1 protein-coding gene and 1 pseudogene are annotated in these 1,228 nt (G+C 56.2%); one reads left to right on the top strand and one right to left on the bottom strand.

The genetic code is table 11. The features are described 5' to 3' along the window. Positions 1 to 262: 262 nt before the first annotated feature. A complete protein-coding gene (gene rpiA / locus A3754_RS00415) occupies positions 263 to 916 on the bottom strand; it encodes a ribose-5-phosphate isomerase RpiA (RefSeq protein ID WP_063518545.1) in 654 nt (217 codons plus the stop codon). A gap of 156 nt (positions 917 to 1,072) precedes the next feature. Here rpiA and A3754_RS26375 point away from each other — a divergent pair. Then, positions 1,073 to 1,228 (top strand): annotated as a pseudogene (locus tag A3754_RS26375) (threonine ammonia-lyase, biosynthetic); the annotation flags it as partial.

Genomic DNA, 1,228 nt, shown 5'->3' with positions numbered 1-1,228 from the left:
GCGTCAACGTCATGAAGATGCCATGAATAATGCGCAAGGGGCTGGCGCCAGTGCCAACGCTGAAATGAAAGCGGGGGCCGCCGGTGTCAATGCGGATGCGAAAGCGGATGCCAAGGCGGACGCTGAGAAGAAAGAAAAATCCTGGTATAACTTCTGGGATTAATCTTTCAGGTGAAAACCAAAAAAGGCCGCACATTGCGGCCTTTTTTGGTTTTCTCGCGGGGCTGGGAGATATCAGCATTTCTGCGGTCCCCCCGTGGTGTCAGTATTGGTTCACCGTACCGTTTTCACCCACCAGCACCACGTCGGCAGGCCGCTTGGCGAACAGGCCATTGGTGACGACGCCAACGATATTATTGAGCGCGGTTTCCAGTTCAATCGGGTTGGTGATATCCAGATTGTGCACGTCCAGAATGATATTGCCGTTGTCCGTGACAAAGCCTTCACGGTATTCCGGTTGTCCACCCAAAGCCACCAGCTTGCGGGCCACGTAAGAGCGGGCCATGGGAATGACTTCAACTGGTAGCGGAAAAGCCCCCAGCCGTTTTACCTGTTTGGAGGCGTCCACGATGCAGATGAATTCCCGTGCCGCTGCGGCGACAATTTTCTCGCGGGTAAGTGCGCCGCCGCCGCCCTTGATCATTTCCCGGTGGCTGTTCACTTCGTCAGCGCCATCTACATACACTGGCAGGTTGCCCACGTCGTTCAGTGAAAAGACCTGGATGCCATGCTGCTTGAGTCGCTCGGCGGTGGCATCGGAGCTGGCCACAGCGCCTTTGATGCGATCCTTGAGGGTGGCCAGTCCGTCGATAAAGAAGTTGGCGGTGGAGCCGGTGCCCACGCCGATGATTTCCCCTTCGGGGACAAAACGCAGTGCGGCTTCGGCTACCTGCTTTTTCAGCGCATCCTGATCCATGAGGCTGTCCTGTCGTAATATGGGTGTGTATCGACCCTGAGGTGTGCGCCAATTATAGGCCAGCGGCGGTCCTGACTCGACCCCGGGCTATCGCATTTGTGCCGGCCAGCCCCTAGACTATTCCTTTCCCTTCACAGAATGAGCCCGGAACCCTCCATGCTGGACAAATACGTTAAACGGATACTGCAATCCCGCGTCTACGACGTGGCGGTGGAAACTCCCATTCATGCAGCGCCGTTGATTTCCAAACGTATTGGCAACCGGGTGCTGCTCAAACGGGAAGATCTGCAACCGGTGTTTTCCTTCAAGCTG

The organism is Alcanivorax sp. HI0083, assembly GCF_001635175.1.
Note: the sequence above shows the minus strand (reverse complement) of the source record. Positions and strands in the feature narration are given on the sequence as shown.